20 protein-coding genes are annotated in these 18578 nt (G+C 70.7%); 5 read left to right on the top strand and 15 right to left on the bottom strand.

Annotated elements, in window-relative coordinates; genetic code table 11:
- Positions 1 to 60: 60 nt before the first annotated feature.
- From glgX to HYE82_RS11025, 11 genes are all read right to left on the bottom strand, one after another.
- Positions 61 to 2202, bottom strand: a complete 2142-nt coding sequence (glgX, locus tag HYE82_RS11075; RefSeq protein WP_179173810.1) for a glycogen debranching protein GlgX — start codon at positions 2200 to 2202, stop codon at positions 61 to 63.
- Positions 2199 to 2603, bottom strand: coding sequence for an STAS domain-containing protein (locus tag HYE82_RS11070; protein ID WP_256987072.1), 405 nt, complete (start codon positions 2601 to 2603; stop codon positions 2199 to 2201). Before HYE82_RS11070 ends, glgX begins: the two co-directional genes overlap by 4 nt.
- 41 nt (positions 2604 to 2644) lie before the next feature.
- A complete protein-coding gene (locus HYE82_RS11065; RefSeq protein WP_179173809.1) occupies positions 2645 to 4465 on the bottom strand; it encodes an AGE family epimerase/isomerase in 1821 nt (606 codons plus the stop codon).
- A gap of 1 nt (position 4466) precedes the next feature.
- A complete protein-coding gene (locus HYE82_RS11060) occupies positions 4467 to 4892 on the bottom strand; it encodes a VOC family protein (protein ID WP_306439561.1) in 426 nt (141 codons plus the stop codon).
- An 8-nt stretch (positions 4893 to 4900) separates the two neighbouring features.
- Positions 4901 to 5512: a DJ-1/PfpI family protein gene (locus HYE82_RS11055; protein ID WP_179173807.1), complete on the bottom strand. Its 612-nt coding sequence runs from the start codon at positions 5510 to 5512 to the stop codon at positions 4901 to 4903.
- Positions 5505 to 7124 (bottom strand): GMC family oxidoreductase, encoded by a 1620-nt coding sequence (locus HYE82_RS39240; protein ID WP_179173806.1) that lies wholly within the window; start codon positions 7122 to 7124, stop codon positions 5505 to 5507. Before HYE82_RS39240 ends, HYE82_RS11055 begins: the two co-directional genes overlap by 8 nt.
- 9 nt (positions 7125 to 7133) lie before the next feature.
- The gene (locus tag HYE82_RS11045; RefSeq protein WP_218782483.1) at positions 7134 to 7520 is read right to left on the bottom strand and encodes a nuclear transport factor 2 family protein; all 387 of its coding nucleotides are present in this window, start codon (positions 7518 to 7520) and stop codon (positions 7134 to 7136) included.
- A 14-nt stretch (positions 7521 to 7534) separates the two neighbouring features.
- Positions 7535 to 7990 carry a nuclear transport factor 2 family protein gene (locus HYE82_RS11040; protein WP_179173805.1) on the bottom strand — a complete coding sequence of 152 codons (456 nt, stop codon included), beginning with the start codon at positions 7988 to 7990 and terminating at the stop codon, positions 7535 to 7537.
- A 26-nt stretch (positions 7991 to 8016) separates the two neighbouring features.
- A complete protein-coding gene (locus HYE82_RS11035) occupies positions 8017 to 8451 on the bottom strand; it encodes a nuclear transport factor 2 family protein (protein ID WP_179173804.1) in 435 nt (144 codons plus the stop codon).
- A 99-nt stretch (positions 8452 to 8550) separates the two neighbouring features.
- Complete coding sequence (locus HYE82_RS11030) at positions 8551 to 10194, bottom strand: thiamine pyrophosphate-binding protein (RefSeq protein WP_179173803.1); 1644 nt, start codon at positions 10192 to 10194, stop codon at positions 8551 to 8553.
- Positions 10195 to 10237: 43 nt separating this feature from the next.
- Complete coding sequence (locus tag HYE82_RS11025; protein ID WP_179173802.1) at positions 10238 to 11062, bottom strand: type 1 glutamine amidotransferase domain-containing protein; 825 nt, start codon at positions 11060 to 11062, stop codon at positions 10238 to 10240.
- Positions 11063 to 11343: 281 nt separating this feature from the next.
- On the opposite strand from HYE82_RS11025, the gene HYE82_RS11020 reads away from it, so the two are divergent.
- The 3 genes from HYE82_RS11020 (at position 11344) to HYE82_RS11010 (ending at position 13978) form a co-directional block, all read left to right on the top strand.
- Positions 11344 to 11616 (top strand): UBP-type zinc finger domain-containing protein, encoded by a 273-nt coding sequence (locus HYE82_RS11020; RefSeq protein WP_179173801.1) that lies wholly within the window; start codon positions 11344 to 11346, stop codon positions 11614 to 11616.
- Positions 11613 to 13373 carry an FAD-dependent oxidoreductase gene (locus HYE82_RS11015; protein ID WP_179173800.1) on the top strand — a complete coding sequence of 587 codons (1761 nt, stop codon included), beginning with the start codon at positions 11613 to 11615 and terminating at the stop codon, positions 13371 to 13373. Before HYE82_RS11020 ends, HYE82_RS11015 begins: the two co-directional genes overlap by 4 nt.
- A 95-nt stretch (positions 13374 to 13468) precedes the next feature.
- On the top strand, positions 13469 to 13978 hold the full coding sequence (locus HYE82_RS11010; protein WP_179173799.1) for a hypothetical protein: 510 nt from the start codon (positions 13469 to 13471) through the stop codon (positions 13976 to 13978).
- Positions 13979 to 14060: 82 nt separating this feature from the next.
- Here the strand turns inward: HYE82_RS11010 and HYE82_RS11005 are convergent, their stop codons facing one another.
- The gene (locus tag HYE82_RS11005; RefSeq protein WP_179173798.1) at positions 14061 to 15311 is read right to left on the bottom strand and encodes an RNA-guided endonuclease TnpB family protein; all 1251 of its coding nucleotides are present in this window, start codon (positions 15309 to 15311) and stop codon (positions 14061 to 14063) included.
- Between the two features lie 155 nt (positions 15312 to 15466).
- Here HYE82_RS11005 and HYE82_RS38920 point away from each other — a divergent pair, with 155 nt between their 5' ends.
- Positions 15467 to 15802, top strand: coding sequence for an antibiotic biosynthesis monooxygenase family protein (locus tag HYE82_RS38920; RefSeq protein ID WP_179173797.1), 336 nt, complete (start codon positions 15467 to 15469; stop codon positions 15800 to 15802).
- On the top strand, positions 15799 to 16284 hold the full coding sequence (locus HYE82_RS38915; RefSeq protein WP_179173796.1) for a group II truncated hemoglobin: 486 nt from the start codon (positions 15799 to 15801) through the stop codon (positions 16282 to 16284). Before HYE82_RS38920 ends, HYE82_RS38915 begins: the two co-directional genes overlap by 4 nt.
- Positions 16285 to 16432: 148 nt before the next feature.
- Here HYE82_RS38915 and HYE82_RS10990 read toward each other — a convergent pair whose 3' ends face one another.
- From HYE82_RS10990 to HYE82_RS10980, 3 genes are read right to left on the bottom strand one after another with little or no spacing between them, the layout of a single operon-like run.
- Positions 16433 to 16840 carry a barstar family protein gene (locus HYE82_RS10990; protein ID WP_179173795.1) on the bottom strand — a complete coding sequence of 136 codons (408 nt, stop codon included), beginning with the start codon at positions 16838 to 16840 and terminating at the stop codon, positions 16433 to 16435.
- Entirely contained in the window at positions 16837 to 17307 is a 471-nt protein-coding gene (locus tag HYE82_RS10985) for a ribonuclease domain-containing protein (RefSeq protein WP_179173794.1), read from the bottom strand. The genes HYE82_RS10990 and HYE82_RS10985 overlap by 4 nt, the downstream gene beginning before the upstream one ends.
- Before the next feature lie 53 nt (positions 17308 to 17360).
- Positions 17361 to 18407, bottom strand: coding sequence for a sugar-binding transcriptional regulator (locus tag HYE82_RS10980; protein ID WP_179173793.1), 1047 nt, complete (start codon positions 18405 to 18407; stop codon positions 17361 to 17363).
- Positions 18408 to 18578 lie beyond the last annotated feature (171 nt).

The following is an 18578-nucleotide window of genomic DNA, read 5'->3' as shown; positions in this document are numbered from 1 at the left end:
CGGGTCGGAAGGGTGCGGCCGGGTCCCGCCGCGGGGCGGCGCCCCGCGGCGGGAGCGCGGCTAGAGCACGCGGTCCGGGTTCGGGGTGCGGCCGACCAGGACCACCACCGAGCGCGGGCCGATCAGGTACTTCCCGGCGTTGTCCAGCTCGGGCTCGGTGCCGGGGGTGCGGATGTCGTGCGGGGCCTCGGCCCCGGTGTCCGCGAACAGGTGCCAGCTGCGGCCGTGGGGCAGCGCCGGCAGCTCCAGGTCGTGCGCCTCCCAGTGGGAGTTCATGGCCACGTAGACGACGTCGTCGTCGCCGAGGCCGCAGCGGGCCACCGCCAGCAGCCTGCTCTCGCCCGACCAGTCGGGCTGCCAGGCCCGTGCGCCGTGCCAGCTGATGTCCGGCAGCCCCAGGTCCTCGCGGATCTGCCCGGTCGGGTGGGAGGTCGAGCGCAGCTCCCGGTGGCGGCCGCGGAAGGCGATCATCTCCCGGGTGAAGCGGAGCAGTTCGGCGTTCTCGTCGACCTGGCTCCAGTCGAACCAGGACAGCTCGTTGTCCTGGCAGTAGGTGTTGTTGTTGCCCTGCTGGGTGCGGCCGACCTCGTCGCCGGCCAGCAGCATCGGGATGCCCTGGCTGGTGAAGAGGATCGCCAGCGCGTTCTTCGTCTGGCGCAGCCGCAGTTCGTTCACCGCGGGGTCGTCGGTGGGTCCCTCCGCCCCGCAGTTCCAGCTGTTGTTGTCGTTCGCACCGTCGTTGTTGCCCTCGCCGTTCGCCTCGTTGTGCTTGTCGTTGTACGAGACGAGGTCGGCCAGGGTGAACCCGTCGTGGGCGGTGAGGAAGTTGACCGAGGCGGAGGTGCCGCGGCCGGAGTACAGGTCCGGGGAGCCGGCGAGCCGGGTGGCCAGCTCGCCGGTGACCCCGGCGTCGCCCTTGAGGAAGCGGCGCACGGTGTCGCGGTACTTGCCGTTCCACTCCGCCCAGCGGCCGTACGCCGGGAAGTTGCCGACCTCGTAGAGTCCGCCCGCGTCCCAGGCCTCGGCGATGAGCTTGGTGTGCCGCAGGACCGGGTCGAACGCGAGCGTCTCCAGCAGCGGCGGGTTGGGCAGCGGCGTGCCGTCCGGGGAGCGGCCGAGGATGGCCGCGAGGTCGAAGCGGAACCCGTCGATGTGGTAGTCGGCGACCCAGTGGCGCAGGCAGTCGAGGACGAAGTTGCGCACGACGGGGTGGTTGCAGTTGACGGTGTTGCCCGTGCCGCTGAAGTTGAAGTAGTACCCCTCCGGCGTGAGCATGTAGTAGGTGGCGTTGTCGAGGCCCTTGAAGGAGATCGTCGGGCCTTGTTCGTTGCCCTCGGCGGTGTGGTTGAAGACCACGTCGAGGATGACCTCGATGCCGGCGGCGTGCAGGTCCTTGATCAGGGTGCGGAACTCGTCGCCCTGCATCCCGTAGCGTCCGGTGGCCGCGTAGCCGGCCTTGGGCGCGAAGAACGAGACGGTGTTGTAGCCCCAGTAGTCGTAGAGCCGCTCGCCCGTCTCCGGGTTGGTCCGCGGGTTGTCGCTCTCGTCGAACTCGAACACCGGGAGCAGCTCGATGCAGTTGACCCCGAGCTCCTTCAGGTACGGGATCTTCTCCCGCAGCCCCGCGAACGTGCCGGGGGCGGTGACCTGCGAGGAGGGGTGCCGGGTGAAGCCGCGCACGTGGGTCTCGTAGACGACGAGGTCCTCGGCGGGCAGCCGCAGCGGTGTGTCGTCTCCCCAGTCGAAGTCCTGCAGGCAGACCCGGGAGCGGTACTGGTAGCCGCGGCTGCGGTCCGGCTCCACGCCCCACACGTCCCGGCCGGCGATCAGCCGGGCGTAGGGGTCGGAGAGGACCTGGCGGGCGTCGAAGCGGTGGCCGGTGATCGGGTCGTAGGGGCCGTCGGCCCGGTACCCGTACTCGATGTTCTCGTGGTCGAGGCCGAAGACCGTCATGGCGAAGACGCTGCCGGTGCGGAATTCCTCGGGGAACTCCAGCTCGGCCATCGGCTCGGGCTCTCCGCGCTTGTAGATGACCAGGGTCATGGAGGTGGCCTGGTCGGAGTAGACGGAGAAACTGACCCCGCCGGGGACCACGTTGGCCCCGAAGGGGTACGGCTTGCCTGCGCGGACGCGGTAACCGCCCACTTCATGCGTCGGGTACGCGTCGACGCGCAGGACTTGCTCGGACCGGGACTCGGTCATCGGGCGACCGCGCTCTCGACCGGGGTCCTGGTCCTGTCCGCGGCCCGGGTGCCCGCCTTGGCCTTGGCCTTGGCCTTGGCCTCGGCCGCGGCGGCCTCGCCGGTCTCGAAGAAGTCGAGGAAGCCGGTGGCCGACATGACGAACCGGACTTCCTCGCTCACCCCGTACAGGGTGACGGCGACCCCGGCGTGCTGTGCCTCGCGGTAGACGACCAGCAGCGTGCGCAGGCCCGCGCTGGAGACGTACGTGACGGCCGTGAGGTCGATGCGCAGCGGCCGCCCCTCGCGGACCAGCGGCAGGAGCGCCGCCAGCAGCTGTCCCGAGGTCTCGCTGTTGATCTCGCCGGTGGCGACGAGCACGGCGCCCGCCTTGTTCCGGCGTTCCTTCACGTTCAGAGTCATGGCTTGCCTTCCCCTTCTGTCGGGGCGCCCCCCGTTGAGCGCTATGACGTCACCGGCCGCAGCCGGACCTTGACCTTGACCCGCCCCTGGACGTCGGGCAGCCGGACCGTGAGCCCGTCCGCATCGAAGTCCGTGTACGGCTTCTCGTCGATCTCGACGGACGCGATCCGCACCGAGCCCGCCGGCAGCAGGTCGGGCGAGACGCGCAGCACGCGGTCGGCCAGGCCGGCCGGGTCGGGCTTGAAGTGGAAGTCCATCTCCCGGCCGTTGATGAGCAGGTTGTTGTAGACGGCGGCGAGGTAGCACAGCTCCGCCGAGTGGTACATGGACATCGAGTGGCTGCCCTTGAGCCGCTCGGTCCCGAGCAGGTACGGGGTACCGCTCGCGAGGACGTTGAAGTAGACGGCTCCCTCGTCGTGGTCGAGGAAGAAGGTGTTGTAGAAGGACTCGGCCTGCCGGGCCTCGCGCAGGAAGGCCTCGCTGCCGACGGTGCCGTGCAGGATGAGGTAGGCGAGGATCGCCTGCTCCTGCTGCCACCAGGCCTTGCGGTCGTGCCAGGCGAAACGGTACGCCTCCTGGTCGCCCTGCCTGATCCGTTCGACCACGTCGTACCAGCCCCCGCGCTGGAGGTCGCTGCCGACCTCCGGCATGATCTCGCCGATCTTCCGGGCGAGGTCGGCGTAGGCCGGCTTGGCCTTCAGCGAGTTCATCCGCATCAGGTTCCAGGCGATCTTCAGGTTGTGGCCGACGACCGCGCGGTTCTGCTGCCAGCTGTGCTCGGTGTCGTGCGACCAGTCGCGGAAGAAGCGCTCCTGGACGAAGGGGCTGTGCCCGTAGTCCGGGAACCGCTCCGCGATGGTGTCGAAGGTGTACTCCAGGAAGTCGGCGTACTTCGGGTCGCCGGTCGCCAGGTACAGGTTGATCAGGTACGCGGGCGCGTGGTCGCCGACCGAGTTCCAGTTCTTGCGCTCGGCGTTCTCGCCGAGGGACTCGTGGTCGGGGCTGAACAGGATCGGGTCGATGTGCGAGTAGTAGCCGCCCTGCTCGCGGTCGAGGAAGAACTTGTCGAAGAGCCGGATGGTGGCGTCGGCGTCGTTCTTGATCCGCACGTCGCCGGTGACCCGGTAGGTCTGGATCGGGCCGGCGAGGGCGTAGATCTGCTCGTACATCGGGATCGCGTCGTAGTCGTCGGCGAACTCCGAGGTGAACAGCTTCTTCTCGGTGTCCCCGTCGACGCTGATGCCGTGGTACCAGAAGACGACGTCCTCTTCGCTGTCCACGACCCGCATGTGCTTGCGCAGGTACTCGGTGCCGCGCTCGGCGACCTCCAGGTACTCGTCCTTGCCGGTCAGCAGGTAGGCCGAGGCCATGCCGTAGACCAGGCGGGAGATCGTGTCGGTCTCCTGGACGTGGCTGGCGGTCTTGTCGCCGCCGAGCCGGATCTCGGTGCGGTACTCGGTGAAGTCGACCGGCCCGTCGCCGAACTGGGCCCGCTTGTAGAAGTCGGCCAGCGACTCGATCTGCCTGACCCACCAGCCCGACTCCTCGAACCGGTAGTCCTCGGCGCCGCGGCCCAGGAACACCAGGCGCTTGGCGTCGAACCGGCCGCCGTGCTCGGGGTAGTGGACGCCGTAGGCGAAGAGGTACCGGCCGGGCGAGAGCATCTCGTCGATGTGCCCGGAGGCGTCGATGTACGGCTCGTCGAGGTTGCGGACCAGCTCGGCGCTCGGGCCGGAGGCCAGCGAGACGTCGAACTCGCGTCCGTCCGAGGTCTTCAGGCGCAGCAGGCGGGAGGCGGTGTCGAACCGGCTGACGTAGCCGGCGATGGTGTCGGAGAAGGAGAAGCTCACGGCGTCCGCCATGTCATGCACCGTCCTTGTCGTGAGAGCGGTCGTCCTCGAATCCCTGGCTGACCTCGACGATCACCCCGTCGGGGTCGCGGACCCACACGGTCCGCCAGCCGCAGACGAAGTCGTCGAAGTCGAGCGGCCCCAGGGTCACTTCGGCCGCGTCGCCCAGCTCGGCCAGGAACGCGTCCACGCTGTCGGTCTGGAAGGCCAGGTGGCGCATCCGGCCCGGCTCCTGCGGCCCGTCGCCCTGCGCCGTGCGGGCCGGGCCGCTACCGGAGGCGAACAGCTCCAGGTACGCGTCCCCCCGGCGCAGGAACACGATCTGCGTCGCGTCACCGAGGGACACGACCCGGGCCCGGGCGAACCCGAAGTACCGGGTGTAGAACTCCTCGGTCGCCTTCTGGTCCGCGCAGTTCAGACCCACGTGCGACCAGTCCATCCGGCGCATCAGCCGGCCCTCCGCCCCCGGTCGGCCGCGAGCAGGTCGATGATGCGGCGGGCGAACAGGTGGTGGTGGGCGCCCGTGCGCCCGGTGACCAGGTCCCCGTCGACCACCACGTCCTCGTCGACGTACTGGGCTCCCATGTTGCGGACGTCGCCGATCAGGTTGTTGTGGCAGACCACCTTGCGGCCGCGGACCTTCCCCGGGATCGAGGACGCCAGCCACATGCCGTGGCAGATGATCCCCTTGAGCACGGTCGGCTCGTCGAAGGCCCGGCGCAGCAGGTCCGTCGCCGGCGCGAGGACGTCCACGTCCTCGGTGTAGCGGAGCCGGTCGGCGACCATGCCCGAGGGCACGATGACGGCCGCGTACCGGCGCAGCTCCTCGTCGCCGAGCCCCTCCAGGGACCGGTCGGCGGTGAACGGGGCCCGGAACTCGTGCCCGGTGAAGGTGATCGAGTCGTTGCCCCACAGCCGGGTCAGGAAGTCGACCTCGGCGCCCTCCTCGGCGAACCGGCGCTGGTAGTAGAAGATCTCCGGCTCGTAGAAGTCGCTCTCCACCAGGACCGCGATCCGGGTCCCGCTCAGCGCGCCCTCGCGCAGCACGGCGTCAGCCACGGGACAGCCCCTCTCTGCCGCGGAGGAAGTCCGCCGCGCGCTCGGCGATCATCGCGATCGCGGTGTGGCAGTTGCCCGACGGGACCGCGGGCATCACGCTCGCGTCGACGACGCGCAGGTTGCGCACGCCGTGCACGCGCAGCTCGGGGTCGACGACGGCGAGGTCGTCGATGCCCATCCGGCAGGAGCCGGACTGGTGGTGGTAGCTCTCCGACTTCTGCTTGACGAAGGTCCGCAGCTCGTCGTCGGTGGACAGATCCGAGCCCGGTTGGAGCTCCTGCTTGTACCAGGGAGAGAACGCGGACGTCGCGAAGATCTCCCGGGCGGTCTTGACGCCCTGCACCATCCGCTCCAGGTCCCACCGGTCGCCCAGGTAGTTGGGGTTGATCAGCGGGTGGGCCAGCGGGTCGGCGCTGGCGAGCCGGATCCAGCCGCGCGAGACGGGCCGGACGACCCCGGGCAGGATGCTCACCGTGTGGGGATGGTCCTTGCCGACGATCACGTCGAACGGGACGTGGACGAAGGCGATCTGCAGGTCCGGGGCGGGCAGCCCGGGGCGCGACGACAGGAACAGCGCGCTCTCGGACAGGTTCTGCGCCGGCGCCGGCAGCTCCTGCGTGACCTCGGCCATCAGCCCGGTCAGCACGTGGTTGTGGAAGTTCTCGCCGACGCCGGGCACGGCCGCGGTGACGGCGATGCCGTGCTCGCGCAGCTGCTCCGGGTGGCCTATGCCGGAGAGCAGCAGCAGCTTGGGGGACTCGATCGCCCCGGCCGCCACGATCACCTCCCGGCGGGCCCGTACGGTGTGCAGGCCGGGCGCGGAGGCGGCGCTGTGGGCGTCCCTGACGGTCCGGCCGGGGATGTCCGCGGGCGGGGCCAGTTGCACGTACTCCACCCCGGTGCAGGTGTCGCCGTCGAACAGCAGCCGGGTGCTCTGGGCGCTGGTGCGCAGTGTCAGGTTGGGGCGGGTCAGCGCCGGCTCCAGCCAGGCGGCGAGCGCCCCCTGGCGGCGGCCGTCCGCGACGTCGATGTGGTGCCAGCCGGTGCCGAAGAGGCCGCGGCGGGGACCGTCGGTGTTGAAGTCGGCGATCTCCTCGTGGCCCAGCTCGACGGCGGCGTCGATGAAGGCCCGCGAGACCGGGTTGGGCCGGTGCCGGCCGGCGTGGGTCACGCGCTGCGGGCCCGTGGTGCCGGTGGTGGCGGCGGTGGCGTCCTCCTGGGCCTCCAGGCGGGCGAAGTACGGAAGGACGTCCTCGTGGGCCCAGCCGGCCGCGCCCTGGTAGGCCCAGTTGTCGAAGTCCGAGGCGTGGCCGCGGATGTGCATCATGATGTACAGGTTGCTGCTGCCGCCGGGGCCCCTGCCGCGGGGTTCGTAGGTGCGGCGGCCGTCGAGCCCGGGCTGCGGGACGGTGGTGTAGCCCCAGTCGACGGGCCCGCCGAGCAGCTTGTACCAGGAGGACGGGTCGTCCACCTCGGGCGGGATGCGGTTGCCTCCCGCCTCCAGGACCAGGACGGAGACCTCGGGGTCCTCGCTCAGCCGGTTGGCGAGGACACTGCCGGCGGTGCCGGCCCCGACGACGACGTAGTCGTAGTAGTCAGTTGCGGCCGTCACGTCTCCCCCTCATCCCTGGCTCAGCACCTGGAACGGGACGGTGTCGTGGTAGTTCGCCATGTAGGCGATCTTCCCGTCCGCGATCCGGAAGAAGTTCATGACCTCGGCCTCGATCGCCTCGCCGGAGGCGCTGACGGCGCTGAGGTGGGAGACGGCCGCGGCCTTCTCCCCGGCGGCGTCGACGATGAAGTGCACGGGCCGGTTCCGGAAGACGCGGTACATCGTCCCCATGCCCTTCATCATCGAGCGCAGCACCTCCAGCCCCTCGATGTGCCCGGCGAGCTGCTCGTCCATGACCTGGTCGTCGGCGAACAGGTCGCACCAGCGGTCCCAGTCACCGGCGTTGGCGTACTCGTAGTACTTCCGAAGGATTTCTCGCGTGTCCACGGCGCTCATCGCGCTCCCCTCCCCTATCGGTCCCTGCGGGTTCCGTCCTGCGCGATCGCCGCCCAGAACTGGCTGAACGCGGTCGCCGAGTCCCCGAAGAGCCCGTCGCGGCCCTCCACGATCCGGCCGTCCCGCCACCGCATGAAGTGGAAGACCGGGTAGTCCATCCGCTCGTACGGGGACGTGCCCGCCGGGTCGGCGCCGTCCCGCAGGGCGGTGTTGCGGCAGACGTCGGCGCTGCAGTCCTCGCCGGTCAGGACGGCCTGGATGTCCATCCGGAACGTGCCGCCCGTCAGCTTGTGGGTCCGGCCCATCAGCTCCAGGAACGCGTCGAGGCTCTCGTACCAGCCGGCCAGCGGGTGGTTGCCCGGCACCAGCCAGCGCAGGTCCTCGGCGTAGTACTCCAGGATGCGCGTCCGGTCCCCGGAGCCGAGGGCCCGGTAGGCCGCCTCGACCCGCTCCCGTGTCACTTCGGTCATCGTCGTCGCTCCTCGCTCGCCGGCGCTCAGAGGGAGGCCGAACCGGGCATGGGGGCGAGCTCGTTGACGGTGTACTGCTTGATCAGCGGCCCCTGCGGGCCGGCCACCACGGTCCACGTCTGGTCGGCGTCGAAGCCGAGCCAGGTGCTGCGGGCGGCCGGCGCGTCCCAGATCCTGGCCTGCCAGTTCACGAGGACCCGGACCACGGCCCGGTCGCCCTCGACGACCGGCTCCACCTTCGTGACCGTGTGCACCTCGTCGAAGAACCGGTGGGTCACGGCCTCGTACCAGCGGCCGAACCCCTCGCGCCCGAGGAAGGTGTCCTCGGGGACCCTGAACTCCAGGTCCTCGGTGATCAGGGCGAGCACCTGGTCGGCCGGCGCGTGCCGGTCCAGTGCCACGTACCAGTTCTCGGCGAACGTGCGGATCGCGTCCTCGGTCAGCTGCCGCTCGGCGGGCATGCGGTCTCCTCCTGTCCGTGCTGGGTGGTGCCGTGACTGGTCTGCTCGGATGCGCGTGCCGGCTCGGATGTGGATGCCGGCTCGGATGCGGGTGCCGGCTCAGATGTGGATGTCGACGAGGAACGGACCGGGGTGCTCCAGCATCCGGACCGCGGCTGCGGCGGCCTCGTCGGGCTTCTCCACCCGGGTCCCCTCGGCACCGAGCGACCGGGCCAGCCCGGCGAAGTCGATCTCCGGGTGGGACAGGTCGAAGGAGTCCGGGAAGCCGTGCTGCGGGATGTCCCGCTCCCGCCAGTACTGGGCGATGTTGTCGTCCAGCAGCCGGTACTTGCGGTTGTTGCAGACCACGAACTTGGCGTCGACGCCGTGCCGCACCGCGGTCCACAGCGCCTGGTAGGTGTACATGGCCCCGCCGTCCCCGGCGAAGCCGACGACCAGCCGGTCCGGGCGGGCCAGCTTGACCCCGACCGCGCCCGGGAAGCCCACCCCGAGCGAGCCGCCGCGGGTCAGGTGGTAGTCGCCGGGCCGCTCCGGCGGCAGGTAGCGGGTGACCAGCGGCGAGGTCGTCAGCGCCTCGTCGAAGACGATCAGGTCCCCGCCGGTCCGCTCGGCCAGCGTGCGCAGGAAGAGCGCCATCGGCGTGCCGGCCTCCCCGTCCCCGGCGGAGCGGGCGGCGAGCGCGCGCTCCCGGGTACGGGCGTCGACCCGGGAGGCCGCTGCGGCCCGCTGCCGCGGGGTGAGCCGCTCCTCCAGTACGCCGGCCAGCGCGCGCAGCGCCTGCCGCGGGTCGGCGGCCAGCCCGAGGTCCACCGGGTGGTTCTTGGCGATCTCGTAGGCGTTCAGGTCGATGTGGACGACCTTGGCGCCGGCCCGGAAGGGGCTGTCGAGTTCGGGGAACACCTCCGGGAAGACGTAGGTGCCCACGATCAGCACCCCGTCCGCATCCCCGACCAGCTCCTTGCTGTGCGGGCCGAACATGTGCCCCGTCTGCCCGCGGCGCAGCGGGTGCGAGGCCGCGATGTTCACCTCGGAGGAGTCCACCTCGTACACGTCGGCGCCCAGCAGCTCGGCGACGGCGGCGAGCTCGCGCTGCGCCCCGGAGAGCGCGACCCCGTCGCCGACCAGGACGACGGGCCGCTCCGCGGCGGCCAGCAGCTCGGCCGCCCGTCCCACGGAGGCCGGGGACGGCGCCACGTCGGTGAGCGGGACCGTGGCGGGCAGGACCGGCTCGGAGTTGAGCTCGTCCAGCACGTCCATCGGCAGGCCCACGAACACCGGGCCGCGCGGCGGCGTGAGGGCGATCTTCACCGCCCGGCGCAGGGTGCGCAGCACGGACCGCGGATCGGTGACCCGGGTGGCGTACTTGGTCACCGGCTTCGCCAGGGCCACCAGGTCGCACGCCATCTGCGCGTCCATGGCGTCGTAGCGGATCCCGGCGTCGCCGGCGACGACGACGAGCGGGGTGTGGCCGCGCAGCGACTGGTAGAGCATGCCGATGCCGTTGCCGAGGCCCACGCCGGAGTGCAGCTGGAGCAGGGCCGCACCCCCGGTGGCCCGCGCGTAGCCGTCGGCGATGCCGGCGGCCACCGTCTCCTGGAGGGCAAGGACGTACCGGAAGTCCTCTGCGGCGTCCACCGCGTCGAGGAATCCCTGCTCCACCGTCCCCGGATTTCCGAACATCACCGTCAGGCCGTCGGCCTTGAACTGCTCGATCAGCCTTTCCCGTCCGGGAGTGGCTCCCATGAATTCCCCCTCTTTCTGGAGAGTCTCCGGATTACCGCAGGGATCACCAGCCGTAACGGGTGAGGCCGTCCTCCAGGACTTCCACGATCTTCTGCCCCGTGAGATATGAGTCGGGGGTGGAACGGCCGGTCACGAACGGGTGGTCGACGATCACCGACAGCGGGTGGCCGAAATTCCCGTGGTAGGCCCCGTCCGGGCCGGTCGCGTCGCGCAGGATGTACTCCAGCGGGTACGGCGGCGGGCCCATGTTGAAATCGGTGCCGAGGAATCCGGTGCCGTCCTTGTAGTCGTACTCCTTGCAGTGGCCGGTGACGTGCTTGCCCCAGATGATGCTCTTGCGGTCGCCCCAGTCGCGGGCGAAGGCCAGGCAGGCGACGCCGTAGCATTCGGCCGCCACGACCTTGCCGGCGTCCCGGAAGGCCAGGATCAGCGCGTGCACGCGCTCGTTGTTGGCCAGGTCGGCGATGGGGCCGCTGCCGCCGACGATGAGGACCGCGTCGTACTCGGCGATGTCCTGCGCGAGCCGGTCCAGGTCGCGGTGGTACTGCTCCAGCTTGCGCAGATAGCCCTCGTCGCTCGTGTACGGGCGCTCGGGCACCCACGCCTCGATGTCCAGCGGCGAGTCCAGCCGGCTCGACTGCTCGAATTCCCGGCCCAGCCGGGCGTTCTCCTCGGTGGTCACCGAGCGGCCCAGCGGGGGGTCGATGTAGTTCTCGTCGAGGCTCGGCGGAAGTGCGTGCGCGCGCTTACCGGTCGGCGTGGCGAACACGACCTCGTAGCCCCGCTCGTCGAACTTCGAGACCGGGCCTATCAGTTCCTCCGCCCAGTAACCGTGTTCGGAGACAATGACCAGAATCTTTCTGCTCACGGATTCCTCCAGGCGCCGCCTGTTGTGTTGGCGTCCACCACCCTGCTTGTGCCCGGGAGCCTGCGTCAAAGCGCCGGTGTGCGACTTCGTGAGGTAGCGGCGCACCTGGTGGGGTCACCTCACGTAGTCGTCCGCGGAGTTCATGAAGTAGTCGCGGGACTTCCTGACTTCGGCCGAATCACTGAACCGTTCGGGCACCCGCCGCCTATGGTCTGGACGCGCCGTGAATCACGGGCGCGCGGAGGAAGAGCACTGCGCGGACGAGGAGAGGGACGGGGACGATGACCACGGGCCTGTTGTGCACACACACCGATCGGATACGCCCGGTGAAACCGGGCAGCGAGGGCTGCGAGGAATGCCTGGCCCTCGGCGACAGCTGGGTGCACCTGCGGATGTGCCTGAGCTGCGGGCACGTCGGATGCTGTGACTCCTCCAAGAACCGCCACGCCACCCGGCACTTCCGCACCACCGACCACCCGATCGCGGCCTCCCACGAGCCGGGCGAGGCCTGGGCCTGGTGCTACGCCGACAAGCTGATGCTGGATCCGGCATGAGTGCCGCCCCCGAGCGCACCACGGGCGCGACTGCTGCCGCCACGACCACGGCCGGCACGGCAACCACGGCCACCGCCGCGGCCGCCGAGCGGGCGGAGAACCGGAAGCCTGTCATCCTGGCCGTGGACGACGACCCGCAGGTGCTGCGCGCCGTCCGCCGCGACCTGCGCAGCGCCTACGGCGACCGGTACCGGGTCCTCGGCGCCTCCTCGGCCGCCGACGCCCTCAAGATCCTCGACTCCCTCGACGAGCGCGGCCACGACCCGGCGCTGTTCCTCGTCGACCAGCGGATGCCCGACGTCACCGGGGTCGAATTCCTCCTCGAAGCCGTCAGCCGCTTCCCCGACGCCCGCCGGGTGCTGCTCACCGCGTACGCCGAGACGGACGCGGCCATCACCGCCATCAACCGCGTCCGGCTGGACTACTACCTGCTCAAGCCGTGGGACCCGCCGCACGAGCGGCTCTTCCCGGTCCTGGACGACCTGCTCTCGGACTGGCTCGCCACCTACCGCCCCGCGTACGACGGCATCATCGTCGCCGGCCACCTGGTCGCCCCCGGCACGCACGCCGTCCGCGACTTCTTCACCCGCAACGGCCAGCCGTTCCGCTTCCTCAACGTCGAGCGGGACCCGGAGGCGCTGACCCTGATCGCGGCCCAGCCCGACGCGCCCCTGCCCCTGGTCCGCTTCCCGGACGGCTCTGTGCTCTCCGCCCCCAGCGACACCGAGCTCGCCCGCCGACTGGGCCTGGCCACCACCGCCTCCCGCCCGCACTACGAGTGCGTCATCGTCGGAGCGGGCCCGGCAGGCCTCGCCGCCGGCGTGTACGCGGCCTCCGAGGGCCTGTCCACGCTGATGCTGGACTCCCGCGCCCCGGGCGGCCAGGCCGGCACCTCCAGCCTGATCGAGAACTACCTCGGCTTCCCCTCCGGCCTGTCCGGCGGCGACCTGACGCGCCGCGCCACCATCCAGGCCTCCCGGTTCGGCGCCGAGATCCTGCACCCGGTCGAGGTGGTCTCGCTGACCCGGGACGACCCGGCGAAGGTCCTCACGCTGTCCGACGGCACCGAGATCAGCGCCGAGACCGTGCTGCTGGCGACCGGGGTCTCGTACAACCGCCTCCAGGCGCCCGGCGCGGAGCGCTTCGAGGGGGCCGGCCTGTACTACGGCGCGGCCACCACCGAGAGCTCGGCCTGCATCTCGCAGCACGTGTACATCGTGGGCGGGGCGAACTCGGCCGGGCAGGCGGCGGTCCACTTCGCGAAGTACGCGGCCCGGGTCACCGTACTGGTGCGGGCGGACTCGCTGGACGCCAGCATGTCCCGCTACCTGATCGACGAGATCGACCGCACCCCGAACATCGAGGTGAAGGTCCGCACGACGGTGGTCCGGCTGGACGGCGGCGAACACCTGGAGAAGCTGGCCCTCCACGACGCGGCGACCGGCGAGGACACCGAGGTCCCGGCCCGCTTCATGTTCACGTTCATCGGCGCGCGCCCGCACACGGACTGGCTGTCGGGGGTGGTCGAGCGCGACGAGTACGGCTTCGTCCTCACCGGCTCCGACCTGGTCGCGAACGGCGGCGAACTGCCGGCCGAGTGGAGCCTCGAACGGGCCCCGTACCCCCTGGAGACCAGCGTCCCGGGAGTCTTCGCGGCCGGCGACGTACGGGCGCACTCGGTCAAGCGGGTCGCGTCGGGCGTGGGCGAGGGCGCGATGGCGGTCTCGCTGATCCACCGGTACCGGTCGATGGGCTGAAAGCGGGAGGGATCGATGGGCTGAGAGCGAACAGGGACCGGAGCGGCCGCCCAACCCCTTGCGATCAAGCATGCAGCGGATGCAACGTCGATTACATGATTACATCCGAGCAGAGCGAGCAGCTGCGCACCTGGTTCGCGGACCGCCTCCCGGTGGACGTCTACGAGTCCCTGGTCGAGGTGGCGGTCGACCGCGAGGAGATCACGGTCGTCGGCACCCTCCCGGCCAACGAGTCGGTCAAGGCGTTCCGCGAGCGCACGCGCCAACAGCGCATGGAGGTGGCCCGCGAGGCGGAGGAGCTCTACCGCCGCAAGGTCGCCTGGGCCGTCGAGTCAGGGGACGACCGCATCCTGTTCACCCACCTGGCCGTCCCGGTGATGACGCGCCTGCGCCAGCCGGAGCGCCAGGTCCTCGACACCCTGGTCGAGGGCGGAGTGGCCCGCAGCCGGGCCGACGCCCTCGCCTGGTGCGTCCGCCTCGTCGGCCGCAACACGGACGCCTGGCTGACCGAGCTCCGCGACTCCCTGGCCAAGGTCCGGGAGGTCCGCGAGACGGGACCGGACCGGAAGGGTGACGCCGACTCCCAGAAGTCTGGACCGGAATGACGAAAGAGCCCCACGTCGCGGCATGATCGCGCAAGGCTTGGCCGCAACCGACGCCCGACGTCCCGACCCACCCAGGTCAAATCTAGGGAGAGGCAGGCAGCTTGACTTCCTCCCCCTCGTGAAACGAGGGGGATTCCCATGGCTCACGCCGTAGGGGTTCCTGCTTCATCGCCGACTGCCCGCCCGGAGAACTCCGTTGAGGTCTTACACCGGCTCCACAGGCCGAAACCGCCAGCCCGGCGGCCAGGATGTTGCGCGCTGCGTTCACGTCCCGGTCGTGGGTCGCGCCACAGCCACACGTCCAGGTACGGACGTGCAGCGGCATCTTGCCCTGCAAGCTGCCGCATGCGGAGCAAAGCTTGGACGAGGGGAACCAGCGGTCGACCGCGATCACTTCGCGGCCGTACCACTGGGCCTTGTAATCCAGCAGACTCCGAAACTCGCTCCACGCCGCGTCGGAGACGGCGCGGGCGAGTGTGCCGTTCTTCAGCAGGTTCCGAACGGTGAGGTCCTCGATCACGATCGTTTGGTTTTCACGAACGAGCCGAGTGGTGATCTTGTGCAGGTTATCGCGCCGCCGGTCGGCGATGCGGGCGTGGATGCGGGCGACCTTCTGGCGGGCCTTGGCCCGGTTCGCGCCGTCACCCTTGACCTTGCGGGCGAGCTGCCGCTGGGCTTTGGCGAGGCGGGTGCGGTCGCGCCGCTCGTGACGGGGGTTGGTGATCTTCTCCCCGGTCGAGAGGGTCAGCAGGTGGTCGAGTCCCGCGTCCACGCCGACGGCCGTCTCCGCGGCCGGGAGCGGCTTGACGGACGGGTCCTCGCACAGCAGGGACACGTACCAGCGGCCGGCGCTGTCCTGGGACACCGTCACCGTGGACGGCGCAACACCCTCGGGCAGGGGGCGGGACCACACGATGTCGAGCGGCTCCGCCATCTTTGCCAGCGTCAACCTGCCGTCCCGGAAGCGGAACGCGCTGGTGGTGTACTCGGCGCTCTTGCGGGACTTCTTCCGCGACTTGAACCGCGGGTACTGGGCACGCCGGGCGAAGAAGTGGGTGAACGCCGTCTGGAGGTGACGCAGGGCCTGCTGCAGCGGGACGGAGGAGACGTCATTGAGGTACGCGAGTTCCTCGGTCTTCTTCCACGCTGTCAGCATCGTCGACGTGGCGTTGTAGTTGACCCGCTCCTGACGCAGCACCCACCCTTCGGTACGCGCCGCGAGCGCGAGATTGTAGACCTTCCGCACGCACCCGAACGTGCGCGACAACTCCACTGCCTGCGCATCCGTCGGATAGAAGCGGTACTTGAACGCCCGCTTCACCTGAGTGGCCACAGCTCACAAACTAGCACATCAACTTGTGAACCCCTGACGGGCTGTCGGAGGGGGACGTCGAATCGTCCTGGCGGCGATTCGGCGACCTCTGCCTCGCCCCGCAGGAGTCCGATTCCTCCCCGGCCCGAAGGCCGGGGCATCCACGGAGGACGCCCATGACCACCACTGTCGAATACATCCGCTACCGGATCGCCTTGGACGACCAGCAGGCCTTCGAGGACTCCTACCGGCAGGCGGCGGAGTCCCTGGCCGCCTCACCCGAGTGCATCGACTACGAACTCTCCCGCTGCGAGGAGGAGAACGACCGTGAGCGCTACATCCTCCGCATCCGCTGGACCTCGGTCGACGCCCACCTGAACGGATTCCGCAAGGGCGAGCACTTCCCGGCGTTCTTCAACGCGATCCGACCGTACGTGAAGGCCATCGAGGAGATGCAGCACTACCGCGTCACCGATGTGGCCGGCCCCGGAAAGGCCTCATCCCAGTCATGAGCACCACCCCCACACCCGGCACCACCCCCACCATCTACGAGTGGATGGGCGGGGAGGAGGCGATGAACCGCCTCACGGAAGCGTTCTACGGCCACGCCCTGCAGGACGAGATCCTGGCACCCGTCTTCGCGGGCATGGACGCGGAGCACCCCCGGCACGTCGCGGTCTGGCTGTCGGAGGTCTTCGGCGGCCCGGCCGACTACACGGCCCACCACGGCGGCCACCGGCACATGGCCACCAAGCACCTGGGCCGCGGCATCACCGAGCGGCAGCGCCGCCGCTGGGTGGACCTGCTGATGGACACGGCCGACGAGGTCGGCCTCCCGGCGGACCCGGAGTTCCGAGCGGTGTTCGCCTACTACATCGAGTGGGGCACGCGCATGGCCCTGATCTACTCGGGGCCCAACCCGCCCCCGGTGGACGCGGCCGAGATCCCGGTCTGGTCCTGGGGCCAGACCCCTCCGTGGATCCCGAAGCCCTGAGCCCGGAACCCGGAAACCCACTGCTCCCCCGTCGGGGCCGGCTGGCGCCGGCCCCGACGGCGTTCGGGGGTGAAGCAGGGGCGGGACGGGACAGGAAAAGAGCAGGACAGGAGCAGAAGCAGCAGCAGGGCAGGGCAGGAACGGGGGACTATGCCCGCGCGGCGGCCACGACCACCTCCAGGTGCGGCCCGCCCTCCGCCTCCCGCCAATGGGCGCTGGCCTCCTCCAGCACCTCCTGCAGGACCTCCCAGTCCCCCGGCCGTGCCTCCCCCAGCTCGCGCCACCCCGTCACCGCCACCAGCCGCCCCGCGGCCTCCGGCAGCCAGGACAGATCTCTCAGGCAGTCCGCCAGCGCGTCCCAGTTCCGCCCGAACCACTCAGGCAGCGCGAACGCCTCCGCGCAGGCGTCCATCAGCCGCGCCTTCGTCCGTACGCCGTCCAGGTCGAGCCGTACGACCGCCCAGCCCGCCGCCTCGGCGGCCGCCAGGGCGGGGTCGAGCGGGTGCGGGTGCGCGTGCGAGCCGGGATGGGGGTGCGGGTGCGGGTCCTTGGTCATCGGAGAACCGCCTTGAACGAGTGGTAGTGGTCGTCCGTGTAGTAGAACTCCCCGCCCTGCCCGGTCACCATCCGGCGCGGCCCGCGGTCCGGCCGCCCCGGCGTCTTCACGGTGTACTCGTGGTAGTAGCCGCGCTTCTGCCGCGGCAGGAGCTTCTCGAAGTTCCCGAACACGGCCCCGTCCTGCCGGTACGGGTACGGCCCACCCTTGTCGATCAGCGCGAGCGTGTCCCGCGCCTCCCGGGGCAGCGCGTCGGCCCGTACGGTCGCCATGCCCGCAGCCCAGGCCGACGCGCCGGCCCTCGTACCGCCGCGCGTACCGTCGGCAGCGGACGGGCCGCCGCCGGCCCCGCCGCACCCGGTGGCGCCCCCGACGAGCGCGACGCACAGGAAGAGGGCGCCCAACAGACGCCCGAGGAGGCGCGGACACGAGGAAGGCAGCGATCGGGGCACAGTCCGGAAGATCATGCCCCGATCGTGTCAAAAGGGGCGTTCGCCCCGGGCGTCACGGGCGCCGGGACTCACTCGTCCGGGTCGGCCCGGTCCAGCGCCGGACGCAGGCCGGGGGCCGACTCGGTCAGGAGGTAGTCCGCGACCGCCGTGTCCGTGACCAGGCTGGTCACCAGGCCGGAGCGCAGCACCGCGCCGATCGCGGCGGCCTTGCGCAGCCCGCCCGCGATGGCCACGACCTCGGGGATCCGGCGCAGCCGGTCCGCCTCGACGGTGATGCACCGCTCGCCGAGGTCGCGTCCGACCCGGCGGCCGTCCTTGTCGAAGAGGTGCGCGGACATCTCGGCGGCGACGCCGAGCGAGGCGTAGTGCGCCCGCTCCTCGTCCGTGAGCATGTCGTGGACGGTGGAGATGCCCGGCTCCCAGGATCCGATGGACACCGCTGCGACGGTCACCTTGTCGAAGTACTCGAAGGCCCGCGCGATCCCCGTCTGGTTGCGCAGGGCGGCCGCGGTCGCCGGGTCGGGCAGCAGCATCGGGGCGTAGATGGGGTGCGCGTCGCCGCCCGAGACCTGGGCGGCGCGGCGCACTGCCTCCACGGACCCGCGCTCGGCCGTGCCCGCGTCGTACACACCGGTGAGCTGCACGACGGTGCACTGCGGAAGCCGGTGCAGGGAGGCGGCCATGTGGATGGTCGACCGGCCCCACGCCAGGCCCAGGACGTCGCCCTCGCTGACGAGCTCGCCGAGCAGATCGGCCGCGACGGCACCGAGGTTTTCCGGGTCGGGGGCGTCGTCGGCCGTGTCGGCCGGAGACTCCACGACCACCGCGTGGCGCAGCCCGTAGCGGGCGCGCAGCGCGTCGGAGCGCTCCGCGTCGAGCTCGGCCGGCACCCGGATCTCGATGCGGACGAGGTCGCGTTCGAGGGCGGTCTCAAGGACCCGGGCCACCTTGAAGCGGCTCACGCCGAACTCCTCGGCGATCTGGATCTTGGACTTGCCCTCCAGGTAGAAGCGGCGGGCCATGGCCGCCGCCTGCACCAGCTCCGCGGGTCCCATCCGCAGGGCTGAGCGTCCCGCCGACACACCAGACACCGCGTTCTCCTCACTGCTGTTCACACTCTCGACTCGCCGTTCATCCTGTCAGATTCGGCGGCCGTTGATCAGCCTGGACGGCTCCCGTTCACCGAGCCGTCCACCAACCCTTGATTTTGTTGTCCCCGCCGCCCCGGCGAGCTCAGTGGCCCCAGCCGCTCAGACGCTCAGTCGCCCGGGCGGGCCGGGCGACTG

Origin of the sequence: Streptomyces sp. BR123 (genome assembly GCF_013401435.1) — a bacterium.
Classification (GTDB): domain Bacteria; phylum Actinomycetota; class Actinomycetes; order Streptomycetales; family Streptomycetaceae; genus Streptomyces.
The sequence above is the reverse complement of the archived record's forward strand: the minus strand, read 5'-3'. Positions and strand labels throughout refer to the sequence as shown.